General features: G+C 66.2%; 2 protein-coding genes. One reads left to right on the top strand and one right to left on the bottom strand.

All coding sequences use genetic code 11. The features are described from left to right. Positions 1-440: PE-PPE domain-containing protein (locus F6Q13_RS17700; RefSeq protein WP_293059330.1), on the bottom strand; the 440-nt coding region annotated here is incomplete at its 3' end. A gap of 287 nt (positions 441-727) precedes the next feature. Here F6Q13_RS17700 and F6Q13_RS17695 point away from each other — a divergent pair. Continuing rightward, on the top strand, positions 728-1,106 hold a 379-nt coding region (locus tag F6Q13_RS17695; protein ID WP_293059333.1), incomplete at its 3' end, for a TetR/AcrR family transcriptional regulator.

Below are 1,106 nucleotides of genomic sequence, written 5' to 3'. Positions count from 1 at the left end.
TGCGAGTAGCCGAACACGACGACGTGGTTTCCCTGGCCGAGTTGCTCGGCGACCGCGCTCTGCAGATCGGTGAGGCCCTGGGCCACCGATGTGGACAACGGCTCGCTGGTGAGCCCGGTGAACGGCGCGAACTGTTCGGGTGTGGGCAGGCCTTCGGTGGTGTAGCCGGGAAAGTGAGGGGCGATGAACAGCTGGTCGACCTCGGTGGTGTACGGGGGGCCGGGCAGCGCCGGAGGTGTCAGCGACGTCACGCAGCACGGCCCGGTGCCGCCCATGACCAAGGCGATGTCAGCGTCATCGGCCGACGCGACCGCCGAAGTCGTCGCGGTCAAGCCCGAGAACGCGGCAGCGGCCGTCGCCGACACCAAGCCCAGCCGACCCACCATCACGATGTCCCATCGCCGGCATATCCCGGAAGCGACGTTGCTCCGGTCGCGCATCGAACTTATCACCTTCTACTCAGCTTAACAAGATACAATCGGGCATGTATCTTTATACGCGCGACGCTCGCGCCTCTATAGCGCTTCAGCCGCGAAGTCGCTGTCGGTTGCTGCATGGGCCCCGATATACCGTTGAGCAGGTATCCTGCCGCCGGTGGCCGTGTTCGCCGCCGCGGTAGCAGGGAAAGCGGAGAGCCGCTGGTCCGAAAGACGAGGTGTGGTCGGCAGTGGTGACGAGCGCCGATGGCCGGGGAGAACGCCGTACCCAGGCGGAGCGCAGCACAGCGATGCGGGCGCGCTTGCTCGACGCGACCGTCGAGTGCCTGGTCGCCCACGGTTACTCGGGAACGACGACGCCGCGCATCGCCGAGCTGGCCGGAGTGACGCGGGGCGCCCAGATCCACCATTTCCGCTCGAAGGAAGACCTGGTCGTCGCGGCCATCGAGCATCTGGCTCAACAACGGGCGCAAGCCGCCATCCGCGAACTCGGCCGTCTTCGAAGCAGTCCCGACCCGGTGTCAACGGTGCTGGACTTCCTCTGGGAATCCCATCAAGGCCCGATGTTCGTTGCGAGCATGGAGCTTTGGGTCGCCGCGCGCACCAATCCGGTGCTGGCGCAGCAGATCCAGCGGGTGGAACCGGTGGTGAACAGTACATTGGTCGCCG

The sequence above is a fragment of the Mycobacterium sp. genome (assembly GCF_008709575.1).
Classification (GTDB): domain Bacteria; phylum Actinomycetota; class Actinomycetes; order Mycobacteriales; family Mycobacteriaceae; genus Mycobacterium.
The sequence above is the reverse complement of the archived record's forward strand: the minus strand, read 5'-3'. Positions and strand labels throughout refer to the sequence as shown.